At 59.7% G+C, this 25,984-nt stretch carries 19 protein-coding genes; 3 read left to right on the top strand and 16 right to left on the bottom strand.

The annotated features are described in order from the left end of the window. The 6 genes from acs to BMZ42_RS13440 all read right to left on the bottom strand — a co-directional run. A partial coding sequence (gene acs, locus BMZ42_RS13415; RefSeq protein WP_091523342.1) for an acetate--CoA ligase occupies positions 1-1,949 on the bottom strand: 1,949 nt, incomplete at its 3' end. Between the two features lie 107 nt (positions 1,950-2,056). Then, positions 2,057-2,806: an ABC transporter ATP-binding protein gene (locus BMZ42_RS13420; RefSeq protein ID WP_175556728.1), complete on the bottom strand. Its 750-nt coding sequence runs from the start codon at positions 2,804-2,806 to the stop codon at positions 2,057-2,059. 8 nt (positions 2,807-2,814) lie between these two features. Next, positions 2,815-3,588: an ABC transporter ATP-binding protein gene (locus BMZ42_RS13425; RefSeq protein ID WP_091523346.1), complete on the bottom strand. Its 774-nt coding sequence runs from the start codon at positions 3,586-3,588 to the stop codon at positions 2,815-2,817. 12 nt (positions 3,589-3,600) lie between these two features. Then, positions 3,601-4,743 (bottom strand): branched-chain amino acid ABC transporter permease, encoded by a 1,143-nt coding sequence (locus BMZ42_RS13430; protein WP_091523349.1) that lies wholly within the window; start codon positions 4,741-4,743, stop codon positions 3,601-3,603. Positions 4,744-4,749: 6 nt separating this feature from the next. Then, complete coding sequence (locus tag BMZ42_RS13435) at positions 4,750-5,778, bottom strand: branched-chain amino acid ABC transporter permease (protein ID WP_091523352.1); 1,029 nt, start codon at positions 5,776-5,778, stop codon at positions 4,750-4,752. 89 nt (positions 5,779-5,867) lie between these two features. Continuing rightward, the gene (locus BMZ42_RS13440; RefSeq protein WP_091523354.1) at positions 5,868-7,214 is read right to left on the bottom strand and encodes a substrate-binding protein; all 1,347 of its coding nucleotides are present in this window, start codon (positions 7,212-7,214) and stop codon (positions 5,868-5,870) included. A gap of 155 nt (positions 7,215-7,369) precedes the next feature. Between BMZ42_RS13440 and BMZ42_RS13445 the strand changes: the two genes are divergently transcribed. Continuing rightward, entirely contained in the window at positions 7,370-8,899 is a 1,530-nt protein-coding gene (locus tag BMZ42_RS13445) for a helix-turn-helix domain-containing protein (RefSeq protein WP_091523356.1), read from the top strand. Here BMZ42_RS13445 and BMZ42_RS13450 read toward each other — a convergent pair. The 9 genes from BMZ42_RS13450 to BMZ42_RS13500 all read right to left on the bottom strand — a co-directional run bounded on the left by BMZ42_RS13450 (position 8,881) and on the right by BMZ42_RS13500 (position 18,820). Next, positions 8,881-11,619 (bottom strand): ATP-binding protein, encoded by a 2,739-nt coding sequence (locus BMZ42_RS13450; RefSeq protein ID WP_091523359.1) that lies wholly within the window; start codon positions 11,617-11,619, stop codon positions 8,881-8,883. The two genes, BMZ42_RS13445 and BMZ42_RS13450, sit on opposite strands and share 19 nt — an antisense overlap. Then, the gene (locus BMZ42_RS13455) at positions 11,619-11,903 is read right to left on the bottom strand and encodes a hypothetical protein (protein ID WP_091523361.1); all 285 of its coding nucleotides are present in this window, start codon (positions 11,901-11,903) and stop codon (positions 11,619-11,621) included. The genes BMZ42_RS13450 and BMZ42_RS13455 overlap by 1 nt, the downstream gene beginning before the upstream one ends. Continuing rightward, positions 11,896-12,270, bottom strand: a complete 375-nt coding sequence (locus BMZ42_RS13460; RefSeq protein WP_091523363.1) for a response regulator transcription factor — start codon at positions 12,268-12,270, stop codon at positions 11,896-11,898. The genes BMZ42_RS13455 and BMZ42_RS13460 overlap by 8 nt, the downstream gene beginning before the upstream one ends. Before the next feature lie 790 nt (positions 12,271-13,060). Then, positions 13,061-14,335: a TRAP transporter large permease gene (locus tag BMZ42_RS13475; RefSeq protein ID WP_091523371.1), complete on the bottom strand. Its 1,275-nt coding sequence runs from the start codon at positions 14,333-14,335 to the stop codon at positions 13,061-13,063. A gap of 11 nt (positions 14,336-14,346) precedes the next feature. After that, positions 14,347-14,856 (bottom strand): TRAP transporter small permease, encoded by a 510-nt coding sequence (locus BMZ42_RS13480; protein ID WP_091523372.1) that lies wholly within the window; start codon positions 14,854-14,856, stop codon positions 14,347-14,349. A 22-nt stretch (positions 14,857-14,878) separates the two neighbouring features. Beyond that, positions 14,879-15,862 carry a TRAP transporter substrate-binding protein gene (locus tag BMZ42_RS13485; protein ID WP_091523375.1) on the bottom strand — a complete coding sequence of 328 codons (984 nt, stop codon included), beginning with the start codon at positions 15,860-15,862 and terminating at the stop codon, positions 14,879-14,881. 20 nt (positions 15,863-15,882) lie between these two features. Further along, the gene (locus BMZ42_RS13490) at positions 15,883-17,268 is read right to left on the bottom strand and encodes an amidase (RefSeq protein WP_091523377.1); all 1,386 of its coding nucleotides are present in this window, start codon (positions 17,266-17,268) and stop codon (positions 15,883-15,885) included. Positions 17,269-17,466: 198 nt separating this feature from the next. Next, positions 17,467-18,477, bottom strand: a complete 1,011-nt coding sequence (locus tag BMZ42_RS13495) for a LysR family transcriptional regulator (protein ID WP_091523378.1) — start codon at positions 18,475-18,477, stop codon at positions 17,467-17,469. Between the two features lie 157 nt (positions 18,478-18,634). Continuing rightward, a complete protein-coding gene (locus BMZ42_RS13500) occupies positions 18,635-18,820 on the bottom strand; it encodes a DUF3008 family protein (protein WP_091523381.1) in 186 nt (61 codons plus the stop codon). Positions 18,821-19,052: 232 nt separating this feature from the next. On the opposite strand from BMZ42_RS13500, the gene BMZ42_RS13505 reads away from it, so the two are divergent. After that, entirely contained in the window at positions 19,053-20,993 is a 1,941-nt protein-coding gene (locus BMZ42_RS13505) for an autotransporter assembly complex protein TamA (protein ID WP_478209663.1), read from the top strand. Then, on the top strand, positions 20,993-25,606 hold the full coding sequence (locus tag BMZ42_RS13510) for a translocation/assembly module TamB domain-containing protein (protein WP_175556721.1): 4,614 nt from the start codon (positions 20,993-20,995) through the stop codon (positions 25,604-25,606). The genes BMZ42_RS13505 and BMZ42_RS13510 overlap by 1 nt, the downstream gene beginning before the upstream one ends. On the opposite strand, the gene BMZ42_RS18445 is transcribed toward BMZ42_RS13510, so the two are convergent. Continuing rightward, positions 25,600-25,959, bottom strand: a complete 360-nt coding sequence (locus BMZ42_RS18445; protein WP_342028955.1) for a hypothetical protein — start codon at positions 25,957-25,959, stop codon at positions 25,600-25,602. The genes BMZ42_RS13510 and BMZ42_RS18445 overlap by 7 nt on opposite strands. Positions 25,960-25,984: the final 25 nt, after the last annotated feature.

Genomic DNA, 25,984 nt, shown 5'->3' on the forward strand with positions numbered 1-25,984 from the left:
CGCTTGTTCTGGCGATGTTCGACGAGGTCGTCGACGACGGTGGGGTCGGCGAGGGTTGAGGTGTCACCGAGCGCGCCGAAATCGTCCTCGGCGATCTTGCGCAGGATGCGGCGCATGATCTTGCCCGAGCGGGTTTTCGGCAGGCCGGGCGCGAACTGCAACAGGTCAGGCGTGGCGATCGGGCCGATCTCCTGGCGCACATGCGCAATCAGCTCCTTGCGCAGCGCGTCGCTTGGCTCCTCGCCCTCCATCAGCGTGACATAGCAATAAATGCCCTGCCCCTTGATGTCGTGCGGATAGCCGACGACGGCGGCTTCCGACACCTTGTCATGCGCCACCAGCGCCGATTCGACTTCCGCCGTGCCCATCCGGTGCCCGGAGACGTTGAGCACGTCATCGACGCGGCCGGTGATCCAGTAATAGCCATCCTCATCGCGCCGGCAGCCATCGCCGGAAAAGTAGAGGCCCGGATAGGTAGCGAAATAGGTCTCGATGAAGCGCTTGTGATCGCCATAGACGGTGCGCATCATGCCGGGCCAAGGTTCGGCGATACACAGATTGCCATCGGCAACGCCGTCGAGCACCTTGCCGTCATTGTCGACCAGCACCGGCTCGACGCCGAAGAATGGCCGTGTCGCCGAGCCCGGTTTCAGGTCGGTCGCGCCGGGCAGTGGCGAGATCAGGATGCCGCCATTTTCGGTCTGCCACCAGGTGTCGACAATCGGGATCTTCTTGTCGCCGACCTTGTCGAAATACCATTCCCAGGCTTCCGGATTGATCGGCTCGCCGACCGAACCGAGCAGCTTCAGGCTCTGGCGTGACGACCGCTTGACCCACTCCTCGCCCGCGCCCATCAGCGCGCGGATAGCGGTCGGGGCGGTGTAGAAGATGTTGACCTTGTGCTTGTCGACGACATCCCAGAACCGGCCGGCATCGGGATAGTTCGGCACGCCCTCGAACATCAGCGTCGTCGCGCCATTGGCGAGCGGGCCATAGACGATGTAGCTGTGGCCGGTGACCCAGCCCACATCCGCGGTGCACCAGTAGATGTCGCCATCATGGTAGTCGAAGACATATTGATGCGTCATCGACGCATAGACGAGATAGCCGCCGGTGGTGTGCAGCACCCCCTTCGGCTTGCCGGTCGAGCCGGAGGTGTAAAGGATGAACAGCGGGTCTTCCGCATTCATCTTTTCGGGTTCGCACACAGGTTCGACCGCGCGCACTTCGGCATGATACCAAAGATCGCGCCCCTCGACCCAGCCGATCTTGCCGCCGGTGCGGCGCACCACCAGCACATTCCTGACCGTGATGCCGTCACGGGCGGCAATGTCGACGGCCTTGTCGGCATTGACCTTAAGCGGAATTCCCTTGCCGCCGCGCAGGCCTTCATCGGCAGTGATGACGAAGGTGGATTTGCAATCGACGATCCGTCCGGCGAGCGCGTCGGGCGAAAAGCCGCCAAACACGATCGAATGGACCGCGCCGATGCGGGTGCAGGCCAGCATCGCATAGGCAGCTTCAGGGATCATCGGCATGTAGATGGTGACACGGTCGCCCTTCTTGACGCCGTGCTTCTTCATCACATTGGCAAGCCGGCAGACATGCTCGTGCAGCTCTCTATAGGTGATCTTCTTGTCGTCGAACGGATTGTCGCCTTCCCAGATGATCGCGGTCTGGTTGCCGCGCTTTTCCAGATGACGGTCGATGCAATTGTAGGAAACGTTGGTCTCGCCGTCCTCGAACCATTTGATCGAGACATCACCCTCAAACGAGGCGTTCTTCACCTTGGTGTAAGGCTTGAACCAGTCGATCCGCTTGCCATGCTCACCCCAGAACGCATCCGGATCGGCAACACTTGCTGCATACCAATTCAGATACGTCTCGTTGTCGACCAGGGCGTTCTCTTTCCAAGACGGCTGAACGTGATGAACAACTGGACCGGTCATGCTTCGTTTCCTTCCATATCGATAAAGCAGTGCGCATCGCAGCTTGCTTGAGCGAGCGATGCGCACTTCATAGACGCGCTTGCGACAGCGCCGCTGACATCATCCGGTCAGATGGCGAGATACTCGTTTCGCAATTCCGCGTTGTCGAGAAGCTCTTTCGCCGTACCGGTGAACACGATCTGCCCGGTATCCATGATCACAGCGCGATCCGACAGCCGCAACGCAGCCACCGCATTCTGCTCCACGATGATTGTCGTGATGCCGCGCGCCTTGATGCTCTGCACAATGCGCTCGATCTCCTGCACGATCACCGGCGCAAGCCCTTCATAAGGCTCATCCAGCAAAAGCAGCTTGACCTCACGCGCCAGAGCACGCGCCACGGCGAGCATCTGCTGCTCTCCGCCAGACATCGTCACTGCTTCCTGGGTACGCCGTTCCGCAAGCCGGGGAAAATGTTCGTAGAGTTCTTCGATGGACATGCCGTGACCGGGAGCCACCTGCGCCAGGACGAGGTTCTCTTCGACCGTCATGCCCGGAATGATCCGGCGATCTTCGGGCACAAGCTGAATGCCTGCACGCGAGGCCTGCCACGACTTCTGGTTATGGAGTGGATTACCTTCCAGCCAGATTTCGCCCGACTTGAGCTCCGGATTGTCCATCCGGGCGATTGCCCTGAGTGTCGACGTCTTTCCAGCACCATTGCGGCCCAGAAGCGCGAGGATCTCGCCCTTGTTCACATCGAGGCTGACGCCCTGCACGATGTAGCTCTCACCGTAATAGGCGTGAATATCCCTGACCGCAAAGAACTCGGCTGCCGCTGCAGAGCCTGCTGGCGTCCCCGCTGCAGGATGGCCCATGATGACACTCATTCCACGCTCCCGCCCAGATAGGCTTCTTTCACACGGGGATCTTCCTTGATCTCCTGCGGCAGTCCGGTTGCGATGATGCGCCCCTGCGCCAGAACCGAGATCTTGTCCGCCAACGAAAACACGACATGCATGTCATGTTCGATGATGACTTTCGTCATCCCACGCGACTTGATCTTCTTCAGAAGGTCGATGGTCGTGTTGGTATCATGACGGCTCATGCCGGCGGTCGGCTCGTCCAGCAACAGCAGGCGCGGTCGCTGGATGAGGCACATGGCAAGTTCGAGGCGTCGCTTGTCACCGCGCGAGAGCGCGCCGGCAGTATGGTCCAGACGATCGACCAGGCCGATATCCTCAAGCAGGCTCAGCGCCTCATCGCGGATCTCGACTTCTGAATCCACCGACCGGAACATATTGGCCTTGAATGCGCCATCCCGGCGGGCGAATGCCGGCGCCATCACGTTCTGCAACACTGACAGGTCCGGAAAGATCTCTGGCGTCTGAAATACGCGAGAAATGCCCAGCTGATTGATCTCATGCGGCGCTTTTCCGGTGAGAACCGCGCCGTCGAAGATGACTGCCCCGCTGCTGGGGGGCAGTCTGCCGATGATGACATTCAGCAAGGTCGACTTACCGGCACCATTCGGCCCGATAATAGCATGCGTCTTGCCCTCTTCGATCTGCAGATCGATGTCCGACAGCGCGCGCAGGCCCCCGAAATTCTTCTGAATGTCTGCGGCGTGAAGGATGATGTTTGGTACAGCCTGTATCATGGTTCAATCATCCTATTCTGCTGGTTGCGGCGCGCGCGCCGGTCCGGCATTCGGTTTTTTCACCCTGCTGAACTTCGTGAACAGACGCTTTGCTCCCTCCACCAATCCACCCGGCAGGAAGACGACGATCAGCACGAACATCAGGCCCAGCGTCAGATGCCACCCCTCGCCGACAAACTTGGACGAGATCGTCACCATCACCGACTGCAGCCAATCCGGCAGGAAGGAAAAGAAGTTATTGAGCATGTTGGTGTTGATCGCCGAGAAAATGTTCTCGAAATACTTGATCAGCCACGCTCCGATGATCGGCCCGAACAATGTGCCCACGCCACCCAGGATCGTCATCAGCACGACGTTGCCGGATTCGGTCCATCTCATGCGCTCCGTTCCGGCAAGCGGATCGGTCACCGAAAGCAGCGCGCCTGCGAGGCCCGCAATCATGCCCGAGACGACGAATGCCGCGAGCGTATATGGCTTGGGATTGAAACCCGTGTACATCATCCGTGTCTGATTGGACTTGATGCCACGCAGGGCCATGCCGAAAGGCGACGCAAAGATCTTCTGCGACAGGAAGAATACTGCGATCAGAATGACCGCCGTCAGATAGAATCCGCCGTACCCACCCAGAACATTTCCAAAAAGTGTCGGCTGCGGCAATCCCGAGCCGTAAGTGACGCCAAACAGCTTGTCGAAGTAGCGTAGATCATTGCCGGCCAGCAGCAGACCGGTTTCGCCATTCGTCAGCGGTGTCAGCACAGAATAAGCCAGACTGTAGCTCATCTGCGCGAACGCCAGCGTCAGAATGGAGAAATAGATCCCGGTCCGGCGCAAACTGAAATAGCCAATGATCAGGGCGAACAGCCCAGAGATGATGACGGCAAAGACGATCGCCGGCAGAATATCCATCGTCAGCAGCTTGAACGACCAGACCGCGGTGTAGGAGCCGACCCCCACGAACGCTGCATGGCCAAAGGAGAGGTAGCCGGTCAGTCCGAACAGAATATTGAAGCCGATGGCGAAGATTGCGTAGATTGCGAATTTCTGCATCAGCCCTGGATAGGCCGCTCCAAAGGGAGCGAGCCAGATCGGCATGGTCAGGACGACCGCCGAAAGCACCAGAAGCGAGATGAGATCCTTGCGAGATATTGAGAACATGGTGGATCAGCTCTCCATGACGCCGCGACGTCCCATCAGGCCGCGCGGAAGCACGAGCAGGATGACGACTGCCACAAGATAGATAACGACTTGGTCGATGCCGGGTATCAGGGATTTCACCTCGGTCATTGACGCAATGGACTGGAGAATTCCAAGCAGGAATCCTGCCACCACGGCGCCCGGCAAAGACCCCATACCGCCGACAACCACGACGACAAAGCTCAGCACCAGGAAGTCCATGCCAAGATGATAGTTGGGCGGCAGCAGCGGCGTGTACATCACGCCGGCGACACCTGCCACGACGGCAGCAAGGCCGAAGACGATAGTGAACCGCCGGTCGATATCGATCCCCATGAGCCCGACCGTCTCACGGTCTGCCATGCCGGCGCGAACCACCATGCCAAAGGTGGTAAATTGCAGGAACGCAAACACCGCGCCTATGACAAACAGCGAGAATGCCAGATAGACCAGACGCCACCAGGGATAGGTCAACATATGCGGATCCATCCCCAGCCAGACGCCGATATCGGCCGCGCTGCGCAGGTCGGATGGGATCGGCTGCGGATATGGATTCGCCCCGAAAAACGCCTTCACCACCTCCTGCAGGACGATCGCGAGACCGAAGGTCACCAGGATCTGTTCCGCGTGAGTTCTCTTGTAGAAATGCTTGATAAGACCGCGCTCCATGGCGATGCCAATGAGAAGCATGGTCGGCACGGCAAATAGCAGCGAGATCGGAACGGAGTAATCAACGATGATCGCTCCGAAATCTCCGAACCAGTTCTGAACCAGTGGCGTCCTCACCTCGACCGGCGCGCCCCACGGCGTCAGCTTGGTCGGATCGACAGTCACTGTTTCGATCGTGATGAGATATCTGAAAGCCACGGCACAGAAGCAACCGAGCATGAACAGCGCGCCATGCGCAAAATTCACGACTCCGAGCGTGCCGAACACAAGTGTGAGGCCAAGAGCGATGAGCGCATAAGCGCCGCCCTTATCCAGCCCATTCAGCAACTGGGCTAAAAACGCGGTCATTGATTTTTCCCCGATACGAGTTGCGACGCTCAGGCGTCGGACGTGCGGTTCAACCCGGCGACCTCGTGGCCGCCGGGTGAACTCTCACATCAGCACTGATTGGGCTCGTAAGGGCCGAGTTCCCCTTCAAAGATCGACGGGTCGTAGGTAACCTCTTCACGCGGCGTCTTGCCGATGAGGTTGAGCACGTCGAAGCGGCTGGTCGGGTTCTCATTGCCACGCACCACCAGAACTTCCTTGATGCACTGGTGATCGTCGGCGCGGTACAGCGTCGGGCCGTTACCCATTCCGTCGAACTCAAAGCCTTCGAGGGCCTTGATGACTTCCGGCGGGTAGAAGGTGCCGGCACGCTCGACAGCGTCTGCATAAAGCAGCGCCTGGACGTAACCGGTGTGAGCGGACTGCGACGGCGGGACACCGTATTCTTCACCATAGGACTTGGTGAACGCCTTGCTGCCCTCATCCTCGAGCTGCCAGTTCCAGTTCTGGGTGCCGACAATGCCCTTCACTGCATCGCCCGCGCCCACGGCCATCAGCTCGGAGAACATCGGCACGACGATCTCGAACTGCTTGCCGTTGGCCATACGCTCGCGCAGGCCGAACTGAACTGCCTGTGGCAGTGAGTTCACCATGTCGTGGCCATAGTGGTTGATGATGAGGATGTCTGCGCCCGAATGCGCAACAGGCGTGAGGTACTGCGAGAAGTCACCAAGCCCCAGCGGCGTGCGGACTGCGGCAACCGTTTCCCAGCCGAGAGCTTCAGTAGCGGCCTTCATCGACGCTTCCTGAGACCAGCCCCAGTTATAGTCGGCGGTGATGTGATATGCGCGGCGGTCCTTGCCGTATTCACGCTCGAGAATCGGCGCGATGGCGATACCGGTCTGGTGCGCGTTGAAATAGTGGCGGAATCCGTAGCGACGCTTGTCCTTGCCGGTGGTCTCGTTGCCGTGCGTAAGGCCCGACATGTAGATGACGCCCATTTCCTGGCAGAGCGACTGCTGGGCCACGGCTTCACCGGTGGTCACGCAACCTGTGACCATGATCACGCCGTCGCGCTCGATCATGCGGCGGGCACCGTCGCGGGCGGCGTCGGTATTGGTCTGGGTATCGCCGGTGACGTATTCGACCTTGCGGCCCAGAACGCCATTGCCCTTGAGTGTTTTCGGGCTGAACGTGTTCAGCAGCCCGCCGTCCCCCTCACCATTGAGGTGCTTGATCGCAAGCTTGTATCCGCTCAGCTGCTCCATGCCCTCCTCGGCATAGGAACCTGTCTGCGGCACGTTGAAGCCAAAAACGATCTTCCCGACGCTATCGGGATTGTTGCAGAAATTGTCGGCCCATGCGCCCTTGGTAAAAAAGTGCGGTGTGCTCAGCGTGACCAACCCGGCGCCTGCTCCCTTCAGGACACCACGTCGGTTCATTTGAAATTTAGTCATCTCAGTTCTCCTCCACGAGTAACCAGTTGATCCGCAAAGGAGAGGAGATCGTGTACAAATATGCAACAGCCTATTGTTTTATAATGACAAATTTGTAATTTACCCACTTAATGTAAAGCAATATCTGTAAACGTTTGCACTTTCCGGGGGAGATAATGCGAGCACCTACAGGCATTCAGATCCGTCGCAAGAGGCTCGAGACCGGCCTGTCACAGGCAGCGCTTGCCCGGGCCGTCGGAATTTCAGCGACCTATCTCAATCTCATCGAGAACAATAAGCGAGCTATCGGTGGAAAGTTGCTGGTGCGCATCGGCGAACGGCTCGGGCTCGACCTCGACCAGCTGTCAGGTGTGAGCGAAGCGCGCTCCATTCAGGTGATCGAGGAATTACTGGGCGACCCGGCAATGCGCGGCATTGTTTTCGAACAGGCAGCGATTCGCGATCTGGTCGCCCGCTTTCCGGAGGCCGGAATTGCGATGACCCGGCTCTACCGGCTGTATCAGGACGCAAGCGCCAATATCGAATCCTACATCAATCGCCTACGCTCGGACCCGCTTCTGTCTCAGATGCTGCACCAGGTGCTCAATCGGATATCGGCCATCCGGTCGGTGGCAGAGATTCTGGAGCATGAGCCTGATATCCCGCAGGCCGATGAACGACGGTTTGTGGTCACGATCAGCCGTGAAAGCGAAGGTCTGACCGATGCCTTGAAAAGCCTCGTCGAATATTTCGACCGGACTGCCTCGACACAACGTCCGGTATCGCCGCTGGCCGATCTGGATGAAGCGATCATTGCGCATCGCAACCATTTTCCGGAGCTGGAAAATGTTGCAGATGACCTGCGCAAGCTGTTTCCGGAAGAACTGTCCGCGCGGACATTGGCACAGGCGCTGGAAGCAGATTTCGGCATCAGCTGCGAAGAATTGGAGCCTGAAACGCAGACGGCCCAGCGCTATTTCTTTGACAAGGCGTCAAACCGGCTTTTGTTCAGGACGTCGGTGTCGAATTCCACGCGACTGTTCCAGATGGTCCAGCTCTACGCGCAGATGGCTGCTCGCGATGCCATCCTCGAGACGGTTGGTTCCCTCAGGCTCCACTCGCCCGAGGCGAACGCGCTCGCCGAGCGGGCGATGGCAGCCTATGTCGCCGGCGCAATGATGATGCCCTACGAGCGCTACCTCCAGGACGCAGAGCTCCTTCGTTATGACATCGATGCCCTTGGACGGAGGTATGGCACCAGCTTTGAACAAGCCGCTCATCGTCTTGTGACCATGCGCAGAAAGGGCGCGGAAGCGGTCCCGTTCGGCTTTCTGCGCGCCGATCGCGCAGGTCGTCTGAGCAAGCGATATCCCTTGCCCGGCCTCTCGCTTCCGGTCTCCGGCTATGGCTGCCTGTTGTGGCCGATTTACAGGACGAATGGCGACAACACCTTCGTGCGACAGGTCGCGGAGTTTCCCGGCGGCGAACGTTTCCTGCTCATCGCAAGGACCGTGGCCAAGAACTCGCATAGTTTCAGGGACGACGCGCCCACCTACTCCGTGATGCTGGCCTGCGACCTCATGCACGCCGACCGCACGGTCTATGCGGATGCCATCGATCTGCGACACCGGGGTGTTCCCGTTGGCCCGTCATGCCTGCTCTGTCCGCGACAGGATTGCGGCCACCGTCAGGAGCGCAACGCCTGAACGTGTTCGCATTGCGCATGCAGCGGAAGACTGACCCGGAAACAGGCGCCGTTCAGCCGTCCTTTGACCAGCGATAATGTGCCGCCCAGACGCTCCACGATTCTGTAGCTGATGTTGAGGCCCAACCCCAGCCCGACACCGGCACCAGACTGCACCGAGCTTCCTGCCCTGACGAACTTGTCGAAAATGCTCTCGCGATAGGCTTCGTTGATGCCGCTGCCATTGTCGGAAATCTCCACGATGTAACATCCGTTCTCGATGAACGAGGTCACGTGAACTCTCGGATCCGAGGCATCATTGTGAGAGATTGCGTTGGCAATGATGTTGATGAAAACCTGACTGAGGCGACCCGCGTCTGCGAGCACCCAGCCACAACAGACGCGCGCCCCCAATTCGATCGATATCATACGCCGCCTTGCCAGCGCCTCGCAGACGGCGATCGACCGATCCAGAACGGCCTCGCCATTGCTGGGTGCGTTCTCCCAGTTGCGCTCGCCATGTTCAAGCGCGCTGAGGTCCAGAATTTCCTCGATCAGCCTCGTCAAGCGCACGCTCTCATTGTGGATCGTGGAGATGAAGCGATCGATCTGTTCCGGAGAAAGATCCTGTTCTGTCATCAGGATCTCAGAGAAGGAACGGATCGACGTCATCGGCGTGCGAATTTCATGGCTCACCTGCGACAGGAAGTCGTCCTTCTGCCGATGCAATTCCTGCAACTTGGCATTGGCCTCCTGCAACTGCTGGGCTGCAATACGAAGTTCTCGCGATTTTTCTTCCAGTTCGTGCGAATATTCGATGGCTTGCTGGGTCTCGTCGGCCATCCGCATCACCTCTTCAAGCGAGATGCTGTCCTTGGCCACCACTGTGGTCAGCAGGATGTGCGCAGACGCTGACCCGATGGAGCCAGCAAGCTCCTTCTCCAGCTTCGTGATGAAATCTGGCGGAACATCGGCGTCGCCATTTGATGGACCACGGTCGATACCCGACGCTTCAAACAGTGCCGTGGCCTGCTTCCAGCCCAGCACGCGCTCCGCCACCAGGAACAGGTCGCCCGTCGTCACCGAACCCCTGGCAATATGCGGCTGCATGGAGGCGCGTCGCTGAAACGCGTCGACAAACAACGTAGCCTGTATCCTCTCCATCGCCTCTTGCGAGGTCGACATCGAAACGACCACCAGCACGGACACGTTGACGAGCAGGCTCCAGAAGACCGAATGGACCAGCGGATCAATATCGGTCAAACCGAACATTGCCTCCGGCCGAAGCGAGGTAATCCCCCAGGGCCCATGCTCCATGAGAACTGCAATTGCCGGGCTGGTCGTTTCAAAACTGGGCATGAAAAGCGTCCACGCCCACACGAAAAACCCGAGCAGCGTGCCATAGAATGCGCCCTGGACAGTGGCGTGACGCCAATAGAGCGCGGCCAGCAGCGCCGGCAGGAATTGCGCGACGCCTGCAAACGAAATCAGGCCGATGGGTGCGAGCGCATCCGAATCCTTGGCAAACCAGAAATAGAGGAAACCCAGCAGCAGCATCACCGCGATCGACACGCGCCGCGCGCGCAGCATCAGCCGCGCGATCCCCCTCTCGCCCGTTTCTTCGGGAAAACGCGCTCCGCGCAGGAGCAATGGCAATACAACGTGATTGGAAACCATGATCGACAGCGCGATTGAGGCGACGATGATCATCGATGTCGCGCTGGAAAAGCCCCCGATAAACGCAAACAACGCCAGCGCATCATACCCTGCCGACATTGGCAGGGTCAGCACGAACATGTCCGGGTTGGAGCCTTCAGGCATCGTGGCGAGGCCGTAATAGGCAATCGGCATCGTGAAGATGCTCATCAGCAGAAGATATGCAGGAAAGGCCCATCCGGCCGTGCGCAAATGATCTTCGTTCGAATTCTCGACGACAGTGATCTGAAACTGCCGCGGCAGGCAGATAACCGCACATGCCGACAAGGCAAGGACTGCCACCCATCTGCTCCCAAGAGGCTGCTGCTCATGAATATCGAGGCCTGCTTCGACCGCTTTGGTGAAGATGTCGCTTGCCCCGCCACCAAGACCGAACACCACGAAAACTCCGACCGCCAAAAGTGCAATCAGCTTGACCACCGCCTCGAACGCAATCGCGGCAACGACACCGGGATGCTGTTCGCGCGCATCGACATTTCGCGTGCCAAACAGGATGGTGAACAGCGCCATGCCCACCGCGACACCGAATGCCAGCGTCAGCTCGTCAAGACGCGCAAGATGGTCTTCGCCACCCTTCGCGACAGAAACCGCCTGGATTGACGTCGTGATGGCCTTCAGCTGCAGCGCGATATAGGGCGTGATGCTGACGACCGCGATCAGGGTCACCAACACTGCAAGCCGGCTGGATTTACCAAAGCGCGACGACAAAAAGTCGGCGACCGAGGTGATGCGTTGCGCATGACTGATATGGATCAGCTTGCGAAGCATGAACCACCAACCGACAAAAACGATGGTCGGCCCCATATAGATGGCGAGGAACTCCAGCCCGTTACGTGCAGCGGTGCCGACAGCGCCGTAGAACGTCCAGGAGGTGCAATAGACCGAGATCGACAGCGTGTAGATCGCCGGCGAGCGCAGAAAATGAGCATAGCCGCTATGGGCGTGCTGTTCCGAAACCCAGGCGATCAGAAACAGAAGCCCGACATAGGCAACGCCGGTCAGAATCACGAAATCCGGAGAAAGCATCAGACGATGCCTGTCCGCTTGGCGCGTGGGTGCTTGTCATCCATCCCGGACCCGCCCGGCCCGGCAGATGGAAGCAGAAACGCCAATGCGACAGCTGCCCCAACCAGAAACAGCCATACGCCAAACAGATAGACAATTTCGAGAGGAATCCCGAAGACGCGCACGCGCACGATGAAGAGGTTGGCGAGCAACGGCATCAACAGAACGACACCGAAGGCAGGGATTATCACGGATAGATTTTGACGCTTGCCGTCGGCCTCGCGCGACCATCGCCTCTCAGGCATGATGAAGCGCCAGCATCCGCCGCACCTCGGCGACGACGTCCGTGTTGGCATAGGGCTTGGTTATGAAGCCATCAGCGTTGAGTTCAGCGGCAAGTTCACGGTCATATTGCTGGCCCCGCGCTGTCAGAACCACGACAGCGGTCTTTGTCATGCCCGGGTCCGCGCGGATCGCCTTCAGGACGTCAAGGCCGCTTTTCTTCGGCAACATGATATCGAGCAGAAGCATCCTGGGCTTGAGCCGCCTGACAGCTTCTAAAGCAAGATCCCCATCCCTGGCCGAAGCCACCGTCCATCCGTTCCGCCCGAGTATAAAACTGAGCGAATCGAGAATAGCTGGCTCATCTTCGACAATCAAAATGTCGGTCATAGTCACTCCCCCAAATCTTGACCCGTTGATCGGGCTCTTTTTCTGTTCCTCCTGCGACCCTGCATTCATGGCGGTCGATGTCGCCGCCCTTTTCCAGTCTCAGGAGCAGATCGGTCCCCTCCTCAAGGAACTCGATCCTGACAGATCAGGTGCTGATAAAAATGCAGCATCGGCGCACAGGTTTCGCAAAGGTCTTTGACAAAGACTCTTGTTGCCAACCTGCGCAAATTGCACGGCACCCGCCTTGAAAGCCTCCTCGGATCTAAAAGTTCGGCAATTCTTGCTCTTCTTGCTACGGAAAAAACATTCTCCAGCAGCGGCTGGTTCTGCCGACACCATATTCTTGAGATTGCCAGCTAGCGTGCAATTGTCAACTCGCATCGCCTCGGTCTTGCGACCGGTTCCCGTCCGGATCGGAAAGCGCAGGCACGCCCTGAAACCATTCCGGCAGTTCAGGAGCGCATTTCCCTCGTCGGGACGGCGTCGACGAACCGCAGCCAGGTCATCGCTTCCTCGGAAGCAACGAGCCCGACTTGATGGCTGCAGCCATTTGAGAGCGGAGATGGAGGTAGAATATGTCGCCGACGGCGGTTCGCACAAATTGCGTGCTATGGGCTGCCTGCGCGGAGCAATGCCGCGCAGGCAGTCGGTCGTTTCCGGCTTCCGGCAGGCCGGAAACCCGTCATTTCTGGAGCATCGGACCGAAAAGTGTACCCGGTTTTCGGATTATTCCGATGCTCATTCAAAGTGTTAGAGCGTCCTTTGTGCGTCCAATTGGACGCACGGCGCTCTAAAACATCAGCTTTGGCAATGTGGTGCTGATCGCCGGAACGTAGGAGACGAGCATCAGGGCCACCACCATCAGGAGAATTGTCGGGATAGCTGCCTTGAACACCTCGCCAAGCGTCATCTTGGAAATCCCCATGGCGACGAACAGATTGAGGCCGACCGGGGGCGTCAGCATGCCTACCGACAGATTGACCAGCATGATGATACCGAAATGGATCGGGTCCACGCCAACCGAAGCTGCAATTGGCTGCATCAGCGGTGCCAGGATGATGATCGCAGACGCACTGTCGAGAAAACAGCCAGCCACGAGCAGGATCAGGTTGAACAACATCACGATCACGACCGGATTGTCTGTACCTGACAGTATGTATGCCGCCAGCTGCGATGGCGCACCGCTATTTGCCAGAAGCCAGGAGAAAGACGACGCACCGGCGGTAATCAGCAGCAACGGCCCTGCCAGCAACCCCGTATTGCGAAGAATTATCAAGGTTTCCTTGGGTGAAATGGTCCGATAGACGAACGCGCCGATGAAGTAGCCGTAAAGACAGGCAGCTGCCGCAGACTCGGTCGGGGTGAACACCCCGCTATAAATGCCGCCGAGCAGAACCACTGGCAGCCCCAGTCCCCAGGCCGAGCGCTTGAACGCTGCCGAGATCGAGGCCAGCGTCGGAAACGGATCACGCGGATACTTCTTGATGGCGGAGTACCAGCTTGCATAGAGGATCAGCATCCCGCCGATGAGAAGCGCCGGGAACAGCCCGGCCGCAAACAGCTGCCCGACAGATGTCGCCGTGACCGATCCATAGATGATCAGCGCGATTGAAGGCGGGACGATCGGCCCGAGCGTTCCCGATGTCGTGATCAGCCCGATGGCGAAATACTTGTTGTAGCCGGCAGCAACCATCGCCGGATACATGATCGTTCCGATCGCGATCACCGTCGCGGGACTTGAGCCGGAAATCGAGCCGAACATCAGGCAGGCGACGACCGACGCGGCAGCAAGGCCGCCCGGCAACCAGCCGATCAAGGCGCGCGCCAGTCCGATCAGCCTGTCGGACAGGCCGCCAATCCGCATGAGTTCCGCAGCCAGAATGAAGAACGGAATCGACATCAGGGAGAAGTTGTTCATCCCCGAGAACATGCGCATGGGTACAACCAGCGGATCCACGCCGCCGTTGAAATAAAGGACCGCGACCACTGCCAGTGCAAGGCTTGCAAAAATCGGCAAGCCGAAGAACAGGATCACAAAAAAGGTAGGAAGAAGCGATGCGACCATGATGTCTGAGCCTATGCGTTCTTGATTTCAGATTTTGGGGGCTCGTAGTCGCGACCCGCCCCAAGCTCGCTCAACACCAGGCAATAGCGCAGTGCCATCAGCAGGCCCGAGATTGGGATGATCAGATACACATATCCGACCGGGATTCGCATGGCGGGCGACAATTGTCCCATGCGAAGCGTGTTCTGCGAAAGGCGGTAGCCGTAATAGATGAGGATGACGGCAAACCCGACGCCCATCAGCGCCGCGATCACATGCATGGCACGCGCGGCTTTGGGGCCGACAAAAGCAAGTCCGGCATCCACGCTGATATGAGCTGCGTAGCGCACACCCATGCCCATGGTCAAAAAGCTCATGGTGATGAGCGAATACAAGATCAGCTCTTCAGACCAGTACAGCGAATTGTTGAACACGTAGCGAGCTGCAACCTGCACGATCGCTGTAACGGTAGCGATCAGCATCAGCGCAGTGACGAGGATGTTTTCCACCCAGTCAGCAATGCGATTAATCGAACTTATCATTCTGTCGACCCCCCGTGCGCTCTTAGCCGCGAGCCGTCGAAATCGCCTTTTCAAGCAACTCCGGCGTCACCTTGTCCTTGAACTCTTCATAGATCGGCTGCGACGCTTCGATGAAAGCAGCGCGACCTTCCGGGCTCAACTCGATGATCTGGATCTGATCCTTGATCTCGTCGTGGACAGTTGCCTCATATTCGACGGTGAACTCGCGACCGGCATCACGCCCGACAGCCATCGCATCTTCCACCACCTTCTGCAGGTCTTCCGGAAGGCTCTCCCAGGCCTGCTTGTTCATCACCGCGGCATAGGTGTGATACGTGTGATTGGTGAGCGTCATGTACTTCTGAACTTCGTAGAAGCGCATGGAGTTGATGTTCGAGTAAGGGTTCTCCTGCCCCTCAACGACACCCTGCTGCAAGCCGTTGTAGACTTCGGTGAACGCCATTGCGGTCGGATTTGCGCCATAAGCCCGATAGGTCGCAAGCACGGTCGGAGCCTGCAGCGTGCGGAACTTGATGCCCTTCAGGTCGTCCGGCCCGTTGATCGGACGGATATTGTTGGTCATGTGGCGGAAGCCCGCCCCCCACATCGAAATGCCCTTGAGATTGTTGTCACCCAGCGTGCCCAGCACTTCCTTGCCGACTTCGCCGTCGAGAACGCGCTTCATCGACTCCTGGTCGGTCATCAGGAAAGGAAGGTCGAGGAGATAGAACTTCTCGTTGAAATTGGTCAGGTTCGCGGTCGGCGGAATTGCAAAATGGACCAGTCCCATCTGCGTCTGCTCGATGATCTCCACGTCGCCGCCGAGCATCGCAGCAGGTCGGATTTCGATCGCGATACGGCCGTCGGAGTTCTTCTCGACCTCGGCCTTGAACACTTCGGCGGCGCGGGCGACTGGCGTCGATTCATTCAGCACGTGAGCGAACGTGAACGTGAACTCCTGAGCAAGGAGTGTGCTCGTGCCGCTGAAAAGCAAAGCGGATGTCAGAGCGAGGATAGTTTTCTTCATGGTCGTGTTTCCCTTCCTAGTTATTGTTGAGTAAGACCAGCAGGTGTCCCGACAAGTTCTCGGGATCCTCCAATTTTTGTTTCGATGGCGTGCGCGATGGCCAGCAGCGACTCTTCGGAGCGCGGCGCCGCCATCAGCTGCATGCCCGCAGGCATGGCATTGCCGTCCAGCCCCATGGGCATTGTCAGGGCGCATTGGCCGAAGAGGTTGGCGATCACCGTATTGCGCAACACCTTCATGTTGATCTGTGCGTATACGCCCGGCTCGGCGAGTTCATGGAGCGCCGGCGCGGAGATCGCGACGGTCGGCGTCGCGATGACGTCGCAGCGCTCGTAAAGCTTCGTAAATTCTCTTCCTCTGACAGCCAGCTCCTCGCGCCGGCGCAGATACTCGATGACCGACATCGAATGGGCGCTCTCGACACGGAGTTTGACGAGAGGATCGAGCGTGTGAATCTTTTCGGGAAAATTGCGCTCGATAAAGCTGCGCAGCTCCGCCGCCGAAAGGCCGCCTTGGCGGAAGATCTCAAACCCTTCATCGCAGCCCGGTGTATCAAGGCTGACAAGAACTGCACCCGCCTGTTCCAGCACCTGAAGCTGTTTCTGGAACAACGCGGCGATCTCAGGATCGACCCCATCCAGAAAAAAACTGTCGGGAACACCGATGCGCAGTCCGAGCAACTCGCGCGGGCGAATGGTGGGAGCGTGAGGATCGATCGCGGCGAAGGCATAGGCGACGTCCTGCACGCTGCGCGCCAAAATCCCCGGCGTGTCGAGCGATGAGGAAAGCGGCACAATGCCGTCATTCGACCAGCGTCCAAAGGTGGTCTTGAGCCCGACCATACCGGTAAAGCTTGCGGGCACCCGTACCGAACCCGCAGTGTCGGTGCCCAGCGCCAGCATGGCACTGCCTTCAAGCAACGACACACCGGCCCCGGAACTCGATCCACCCGGTACACGCAGCTCATCATCCCGCGACCACGGGTTGAAAGGCGTGCCCCAATGGTTGTTGATGCCGATGCCGCCAAAGGCGAACTCCACCGTATGCGTCTTGCCTGTCACAAGCGCCATCTGCGCAAGCAACCTCGACACAACCGGACCAGAACGGCTCCATCTGCCGGGAAGTGCTTCAGATGTACCGGCGAAAACGGGCAGCCCCGGCACGCCGTAGAGATCCTTGACTGAAACGGGGATGCCCATCATCGGGCCGAGATCGACACCTGTCGCGATCATGCGGTGGAGCGCTTCGGCCTGTTCCCGAACGCGTGGGCCGTCCCACGTCTTGTAGGCGTTCAGGCGCGCGCCATGCCTGTCGTGAGCATCCAGTGCCAGATCAACGAGATCGAGAATCCTCCCGTCCCTGATAAATGCCGCTGTCTGCTGCAATGTGTCTGGCAAGCGCCGCATCAAACCCTCCCTGTTTGGCGGCAACTTACGGAGAGAGATGCGAAAATCCAGATGTCGACTTTGTGACAGGGGCAAGCGCCACGCCGTCAAGGGGGAGCAGCCCGCCGCTGGCCGGTCCCATATCATTGATGTTGAATGTGTTTTGCCGACGATGCCAAATCAGCAAACCCCTGTTGCCATTTGGGCAACAGTGGGAAACTACACTTCCGGCAAAGAGAGCGCGGCGAGAATATCTCGATCCTCCTGCTCACCATCGACAAATGCATCGACAACTTGCTTGAGAAACGCTGAGGCAGCCGGAGGTATTATCTGCTCTCTTCTGACCACAGCATATATATATCTGTACTTGAACTCGGCGCATTCCAGATTAAGCGGTGTCAGCTGACGGTTTATTACCTGAGTTGTTGCGGCCTGTAACGGCAGGAATGTTATTGCACCGCTACGCTGCGCATTATCACACAAAACCGCAAGATTATCGCTGAAAAAGTGGCAGTTCGGCTTGGCGCCCAACCGTGCATAGGCTCGCTTCACTATATGATGAATACCGTATGATTCATCCGGCAGCACACAGGCATAAGGAACTAGGTCGCTCAACTGCAACCGGACGCCTGTTGCAAGCGGGTGATCGGGACGCGCCAACGCCAGCAGCGGCTGGCGCCAGCGCCCGACCTCAAGCAGCGCCGGATGAGAAAAATGATCATACAGGAAGCCGATATGGCTGACCCTTTGCTCCAGTGACTCGATCACCATCTGGCGGCCGCGCGAACGCAGTCGAAAAGTGACCGCCGGATGCGCCTCCCGAAACCTTGAAATCTGCTCGGACATGAACGGACGCGTGATCCCCTCCACCGTCGCGATCTGCACCGTCCCACGTCGCAGCGCGGTGAGATCGGCGATATCGCCGGAAATCCGCTCGACGAGGCTCTGAATGCCATTGAGATGGTCGCGCAGAACCTCACCCGCCTCGGTCAGCGCCACGCCCTCGGGCCGCCGCTCCAGCAAAACCGTGTTGAGGTCGGCCTCCAGCTTGGAAAGTTGACGGCTGATCGCCGACGGGGCGACAGACAGGCGGTCCGCCGCTTGCCGGATCGAATGCGAGCGCGACACTTCGAGGAAATAGCGGGCAGCGCTCGGCATGAGCTGTTCGCCAAAATGCGGTTCCGACAGATCGCCTGAAATCGTCGTGGGGTTGCGAGGTGTCCGGGACATGTTCCATCCTTTGCGCTTGACCAACGCTTCAGACCGACATCCACAGCGCCGAGATCTGGGATATCACATCCTCTCATCGCCGCGTCCAGCGATGAACGCTCTGGCGAACCACCCTCCCTTGTCGTCATCGCAACTATTCCGAGCCAATCGCAAAGGCTCAGTCGCCTTTCTTCTCCGGAAGCCCCTTGCGCTTTGTCTCTGCAAGCTCCTCCAGCTCCTCTTCGGTCATGGAGTCGTACATCTCGCGGGAGGCTCCCTTGAGTTGCGACTTTTGCGTCTCGCCACGTTTGGCCGACAGGGCCGCGCCAGCAGCCTTTTGCTGCGCTTTTGATCGTGCGGGCATGGCTGTTTTCCTCCTGTTGGTGCGTCACGGAAACGCTGCAACAATCGGGCAGTTCCGCCCGCTTTGCGTAACACAGTGTGACCAGGGCCGGGTTGGCTCAGACCGGCCTGCGCGATACATTGCCGCAAATTGAGCGCGCCTAAAGCGCTTGTTAAGGTTATGACATCGATAATCGCGCCGGGGCGGAAGAGCCGTTTACTGGCGCTATTGTTGTGATGTGTATGGTGTTCACTTGATCTGGCGCAGATCGTTTTGGCGGCACAGAAGCCGTATTCTTGCCGGTAGTGTTTGCGCTGCGCTTGTCGCGGCTCCCGCACCTGCATCCGCTTTTGAGCTTTTTGGTATCAAGCTCTGGGGTTCCAGCGACGACGCCTCTGACGAGGATATGGTCATTGGAACGCCGCAGACCTACAACGCGGAACTGCAGGTCACCGGTGCTGACGCCGACGACGTGAAGGCGACGTTGGAGTCGGCCTCGACGCTTCTGGCAGACAGCGACAAACCTGCATCCGGTGCCGCCGGGCTGATCGCGAAGGCGCGCGGCGATTACCGCCGTCTGCTGGCGACACTTTATACGCAGGGGCGGTACGGCGGAACAATATCGATCACCATCGACGGCCGCGAAGCTGCCAGCATCCCGCCGGATGCAACTCTGGCCGAGCCTGCAATCGTGGTTGTGACGGTCACGCCCGGCCCACTGTTTCATTTCCGTGAAGCCACGATCCTCAACCGTGCCCCTCTGGCCGAGCATCGCCGCGACTTTGTCGCCGCACCCGAAACAGAGGGGTTTGCAACTGGCGAAGTCGCGCGCTCGGGAGCAATCCTGCGGGCCGAAGGGCTCGCCGTCGAGGCCTGGCGGCAACAAGGTTACGCCAAGGCGGAGATCGCCGAGCGAACAGTCGTCGCAGCGCACGACGCCGATGTCGTCGACGCCCGGCTCGAGGTTCAGCCGGGGCGTAAGGCCCATTACGGCCCGGTCACGGTTGAGGGCGAGAATGCCGTCGACGAAGAATGGCTCGCCTGGATGACGGGACTTCGCGAAGGCGAGGAATACGACCCCGACGATATCAAGCAGGCAAGCACGCGCATTGCGCGCCTCGACGTATTCAGCGCCGCCCGTTTCCAGGAAGCAGATCAGATCGACGAATTCGGTCGTCTGCCGATCACCTACATCGTTCAGGAGCGCCCTGCCCGTCGTATTGGCGCCGGCGCCACCTATTCCACTGTCGATGGTCTCGGACTGGAAACTTTCTGGCTGCACCGAAATCTGTTCGGGCGCGCGGAGAGATTGCGCGTGGAGGGCAAGGTCGCAGGCCTTGGCCAGACCTTCAAGGTCAATGAACTGACCTATCGCGTTGGCTCAAGCTTCGTGAAACCCGGCGTCTACACGCCGGATACCGACTTTTCGGCCTCCCTCTACGGCGACCGCGAAGTGCTCAAAAGCTATACCCGGACAGCCGTCACCGGAACGGCAGGTTTCAGCCATGTCTTCAACGACCAGCTTTCTGGCGGCCTGTTCCTCAATGGCGGCCACGCGCAGTTTGAGGACAAGGAGTTCGGCAAAAGAACCTTCTCCACCGTCGGGCTCCAGGGAAAACTCACCTACGACACGCGCGACAACCAGGCCAACGCGACCCAGGGGTTCTTCCTCGAAGCCAATATCGAGCCCTTTTACGAGTTCCAGTATTCCAACATGGCAGCCAAGGCGACTATCGAGGCGCGCGCCTATCAGGGCTTCGGCCGCGACAATGATGTTGTGCTCGCCGGCCGTGTGAAAGTCGGCTCGTTGACCGGTCCGTCTGCCGACCAGTTGCCGCCCGACCTGCTATTCTTTGCCGGCGGTGGCGGCTCGGTTCGCGGCTATGCCTATCGCAACATCGGTGTACCAACGGCGAGCGGAAACGTCATTGGCGGGCGCTCTCTGCTCGAAGCTTCTGCAGAAGCGCGCGTGCGGGTCACCGACAGCATCGGCGTCGTCGGCTTTGTCGATGCCGGCTATGTCGGCGCTGACACGATGCCTGGCTTCACGGAAGATCTGAGGGTTGGGGTCGGCGCGGGCGTCAGATATCTGACGGGTCTTGGGCCCATTCGTCTTGACGTCGCAACTCCGCTGAACCGGCGTGCAGGCGATCCAACAGTCTCCGTCTATGTCGGCATAGGGCAGGCATTCTGATGCGCAAATTCTTTGGCCTTCTGGCCCTGTTCCTGGTTGGCGTCACCGCCTATGCAGTCGCGCAGAACGAAACGCCCGAAGAAGAGCGCGGCCTTTTCCTGTCTTTCATCGAAGACAACTTGTCTGCGCCCAACCGGCAGATCAGAATTCAGAACATTGAAGGCGTTCTGTCCTCCAATGCCAGAATTGGCCTGATCACCGTCGCCGACCAGGAAGGCGTCTGGCTCCGCATCGAAAATGCGGCCATCGTCTGGAGCCGTTCCGCGCTGATCTTCAGCCAGCGGCTGCAGATCGACACGCTGTCTGCCGATCTGATCGAAATTGTACGTCAGCCCATGGCCGACGAAAGCCTCCCTGCTCCCGAGGCAGGTGGTTTTCGTCTTCCCGAACTGCCCATCGCGATCAATCTCGATGAACTCAACGCACCGCGTATCAGTTTTGGACGCGACGTCTTCGGATTGCAGTCCGAACTGTCGGTGACGGGTCGCATTCGTCTGGAAGACGGCTCCCTCGACACGGCTCTCGAAGTCGATCGACTGGATGGGCCCGGTGGTCAGCTGTCCCTGACCGCGACCTATGCGAACGCGAATGAACAGCTGGAACTTGATCTCAGCCTTTCCGAGCCCGAAAATGGCATCGTTGCCAATCTTCTCAACATCGACGGTCGCCCGCCGGTAGCGCTTCAGGTTGCAGGCAGCGGACCGCTTTCCGCACTTGACGTGAACCTGGCGCTGGACGCAGCCGGTCAACGCATCCTGACCGGTGCGACCCAGTTGCGCCGTCAGTCTGAAGGCCTCGCCTATTCAGCGCAGTTTGATGGCCCCATCGCCCAGATCGTTCCCCAGCAATTTCGCGACTTTTTTGGTGCGGAAACCAGCTTGCGCGCCAACGGACTGGTCAAAGACACCGGCGCGGTTCTGCTCGAAGCGCTCAACCTGCAAAGTGCGGTCCTGAAGCTTGCCGCGAGTGCCGAAACCGCGCCGGATGGCTTCCTTCGCCGGCTCAATCTGGACACCACCATCGACAATGGTGCGGACAATCGCATCATCCTGCCGGTCCCGGGGGGTGAAACAACGGTTGGCCGCGCCCGTGCCGTCGTCGCCTATGGCGAGGCAGGCAACGACAACTGGTCCGGCCAGATCAACGTTGAAGATCTTGCGACCAGCGAATTTTCCGCCTCCCGCGCAAGGTTCGATCTCGGCGGTCTGGCGCAGAACCTCGACCAGCCGGCCGCGCGCCACCTCACCTTCGCCGTGGATGGCGCTCTGACCGGTATCGTGGCCAAGCGCGCCGACATCGCCGAGGCTTTGGGAGATACCATCAAGCTTGATGTCGATGGCGCATGGCGGACGGGACAACCCATCGATCTGCCCAACGCGATTGTCTCGGCAAACGGCCTCGAAATGTCTCTGGCTGGCAAGATTGCCGAATTGGCTTTCAACGGCGACATCGCCTTGCGCGCTCGCAGTCTTGCCCCGTTTTCCGGTCTCGCCGGACGCAATCTTGAGGGTGCTCTCGATCTGAAGGCCACCGGGCGGGTGGAGCCGCTGACGGGTGCTTTTGACCTGACGATCGACAGCGCGGCAGACGGCCTGCAGCTCGGCATCGAGCCGGCTGACAATCTTCTGGAAGGGCACTCCACCATCACCGGACGTGTCGCCCGCGGTGAGACAGGGCTGGTGGCGGACAAGCTGCGCATCGGCAATGAGCGCGTCGAACTCTCGGCCGACGGCAATTTCGCCACCGGCACGGCGGATTTCGATTATGCGCTGGTCCTCAGCGACCTGTCTCTGGTTTCGCCGCAAGCTGCGGGGCGGCTGGAGGCAAGCGGTCGGGCAGCAGGCACCGACGGCAACATCGCCCTCACCACACTGGCAAATCTTCGCGACGGCCAACTGGTCGGAAAGCGCCTGACCGATGGCGCGATCACCTTTGACGGCACGCTGCAAGCTGGCGACCTTGCTGGAACGCTCGGCGGCAACGCATTTCTCGATGGCGTCCGTGTCCAGCTTTCCGCTGGTCTTGGCATCGCCAAGGGTGTCCAGCGTCTGACCGATCTGGATTTCAGCGCGGGTGGCGCACGTGCCACCGGCTCGCTCAGCCGTGGCCCGACCGGGCTGATCGACGGCAAGATCGACATTGCCGCAGCTGACATCTCGACCGCCGCTGCCCTTGCGCTGCTGGAAGCTACCGGTGCGGTCAATGCAACGCTCGACCTTTCCTCGACCGAAGCTGGCCAGCAGAATGTCAACGCCGACGCGACTATTCGCAACCTTCGCCTGGGAGAGACCAGGCTCGACACTGCCGATGTGCAGGCTGTCGTGCACGATCTGTTCAAGGTTCCGGCGATTGATGGCTCGGTGCGCGCTCACGGATTGGTGGCTGGCGGTGTGACGATCAATGCGCTCGACGCCACCGCGCAGAGCACCGACGGCGCCACCCGGTTCGAGGCCAATGCGGATCTCGATCAGAACACCAAAGCTTTTGCAAAAGGCTCGCTCAGCCCGGAAGGTAACGGCTATCGCGTGAACCTCAGCGAGGCATCGCTGGGCCAGGGCGTTGTGGGCGCACGTCTGCTGGAAGCAGCCTCCCTGCTGGTCGTCGGCGACACTGTAGAAATCGACAGCTTGATCGTCGATGTCGGCGGCGGTCGCGTGTCCGCTAATGGTCGCGTCGCGCAGAAAATCGACCTCTCCGTCGATGTCTCCAAGTTGCCTTTGTCGATTGCAAATCTCGTCCGGCCCGATCTGGCGCTTGGCGGTGTGGTGGACGCGCAAGCCCGCGTTACCGGCGAGCGGAGCACGCCTGACGCCAATTTCACGCTGCGCGGAACCGGTATCACCGCCGCAGCGCTTCGTCAGGCAGGACAGAGCGAACTCACCGTGTCGGCCACCGGCAACACGAGCGGCCAGCGCCTGAACCTCGACGCCAGCGTCTCCAGCCCGGAAGGTCTGCGTGCTGCCGCGCGCGGCGGCGTCCCGCTCGGTGCAGGCCAGATCGCCATCGACGTCGATCTTGGCACGTTTCCGCTTGCCGCGCTCAATGCGGTGGCGCAAGGCCAGAATCTTGGCGGAACCATCGCCGGAACCGCGCGCGTCACCGGTACCACCAGCGCCCCGCAGGCAACCTTCGATCTCAACGGACAGAACCTGAGCGCGCAGCCGCTTCAGGCAGCCGGAATTGACTCGCTGCAGGCTGTCGCAGCCGGCAGCTTCTCCGGCAATGCGATTACGCTGTCCTCGGCCACGATCAATGGCTCGCAGGGACTTGGCCTAACGGCAAACGGCACCATCCCTCTATCCGGCAATGGCCTTGCGTTGTCGCTCAACGGCTCCGCGCCCCTCGCCCTCGCCAACCGCTTCCTCATTGATCGCGGCACCCAATTGTCAGGCCTCGTAGAGTTGAATGGCAGCGTGTCGGGCAACCTGCAGCAGCCAGTCATTCGCGGCATGGCGTCGACCAGCGGCGCGCAGGTGGTTGACCCTGAAACCAACGTCCAGATCCGCGACATCAACGTCATGGTCTCGATGGAAGGTGAGACCGTCACGATCCGCTCGGCCAATGCAGCCCTTGCGAGCGGCGGCTCCTTGAGCGCCAGCGGCACGGTTTCGACCAACGCCAGCGCCGGCTTCCCGGCAGATCTGCGCGTCAATCTCAATCAGGCACGCTATGCAGACGGTGATCTGGTGGTGGCAACGGTCAACGGCAATCTGGCGCTGACCGGTCCCCTCGCCCGTGATCCCCTGTTGTCGGGTGAAGTGAATGTCGAGCGTGCTGAAATCACTGTCCCGGATAATTTTTCCGGCAGCGCCGCCGCCATCGACGTGATCCACCGCAATGCGCCCCGAGCCGTGCAGGAAACCCTGACAAGGGCGCGCGCAAATGATGGCACACCAACGCCGACCGCCCGCCCAAGCGTGCTGCGGCTGAATGTCGGCGTGAACGCGCCGGCTCGCATCTTCGTGCGCGGTCGGGGACTGGACACCGAACTCGGCGGCCGCCTCCAGTTGACCGGCCCGGTGACCGATATCCAGCCGGTGGGTGGTTTCGAGCTGATCCGTGGTCGTCTTTCGATCCTCGGCCAGCGGATCACCTTTGACGAAGGCCGTGTCAGTGTCGTCGGCGATCTTGACCCCTACCTCAATTTCGTTGCGCGCTCCGTGAGTGGAGACACCACCGTGTTCATCACTGTCAGCGGTCGCGTCTCATCGCCGACAATCGCCTTCTCCTCGCAGCCAGAACTCCCCGAAGACGAAGTCTTGGCTCGGCTGATTTTCAACCGCGGCATGAGCGAACTTTCGCCGATGCAGATCGCGCAGCTGGCAGCAGCCGCGGCCGAACTTGCCGGCGGTTCAAGCTCGTCGCTTCTTGGCAGCCTGCGCGGCGCAGCCGGCCTTGATGATCTGGATGTTGTCACCGACAGCGAAGGCAACGCCGCCGTTCGCGCCGGGCGTTACATTCAGGACAATATCTACCTCGGCGTCGAAGCCGGCGCGCAAGGCTCAACGAGAGGCACGATCAACCTCGACATCACTGACGACCTGAAGGCGCGAGGCAGCATCGGCAGCAACGGCGAAAGCTCCCTCGGCGTGTTCTACGAGCGAGACTATTGAGTGGATGACACTTTTGGCGGAGCACCGGGCGTCGTCGTCGTTGTCACGGATACGGGATCGCTCGCGGGAAACGTATCTTCGAGCCCTTCTTCCAACTCATCCGGCTCATCGGCCTGGCGCTGCTGTTCCGCGCGCAAAGAGCGCGTCGCAGGCGTATCGCGGTTGCGCGCGGTGTCAGCCATCGTTGCAGGCCTGTCGATCGCGTCGTCCTCATAGAGGCGATCGATCGCGCTGCGTTGTTCGGCTGTCTCGCGCTCCGGCGGCTTTCGCCTCATGAAAAGTGCATATGCAATGGCCGCGCCAAGAACGATCGGTCCACCCGCGACCAGCAGCATCCATAGGAATTCCGGCATTTGCGTTCTCCTCAGATATTGACTG

It is taken from the genome of Aquamicrobium aerolatum DSM 21857 (assembly GCF_900113935.1).
GTDB classification, from domain to species: Bacteria; Pseudomonadota; Alphaproteobacteria; order Rhizobiales; family Rhizobiaceae; genus Aerobium; species Aerobium aerolatum.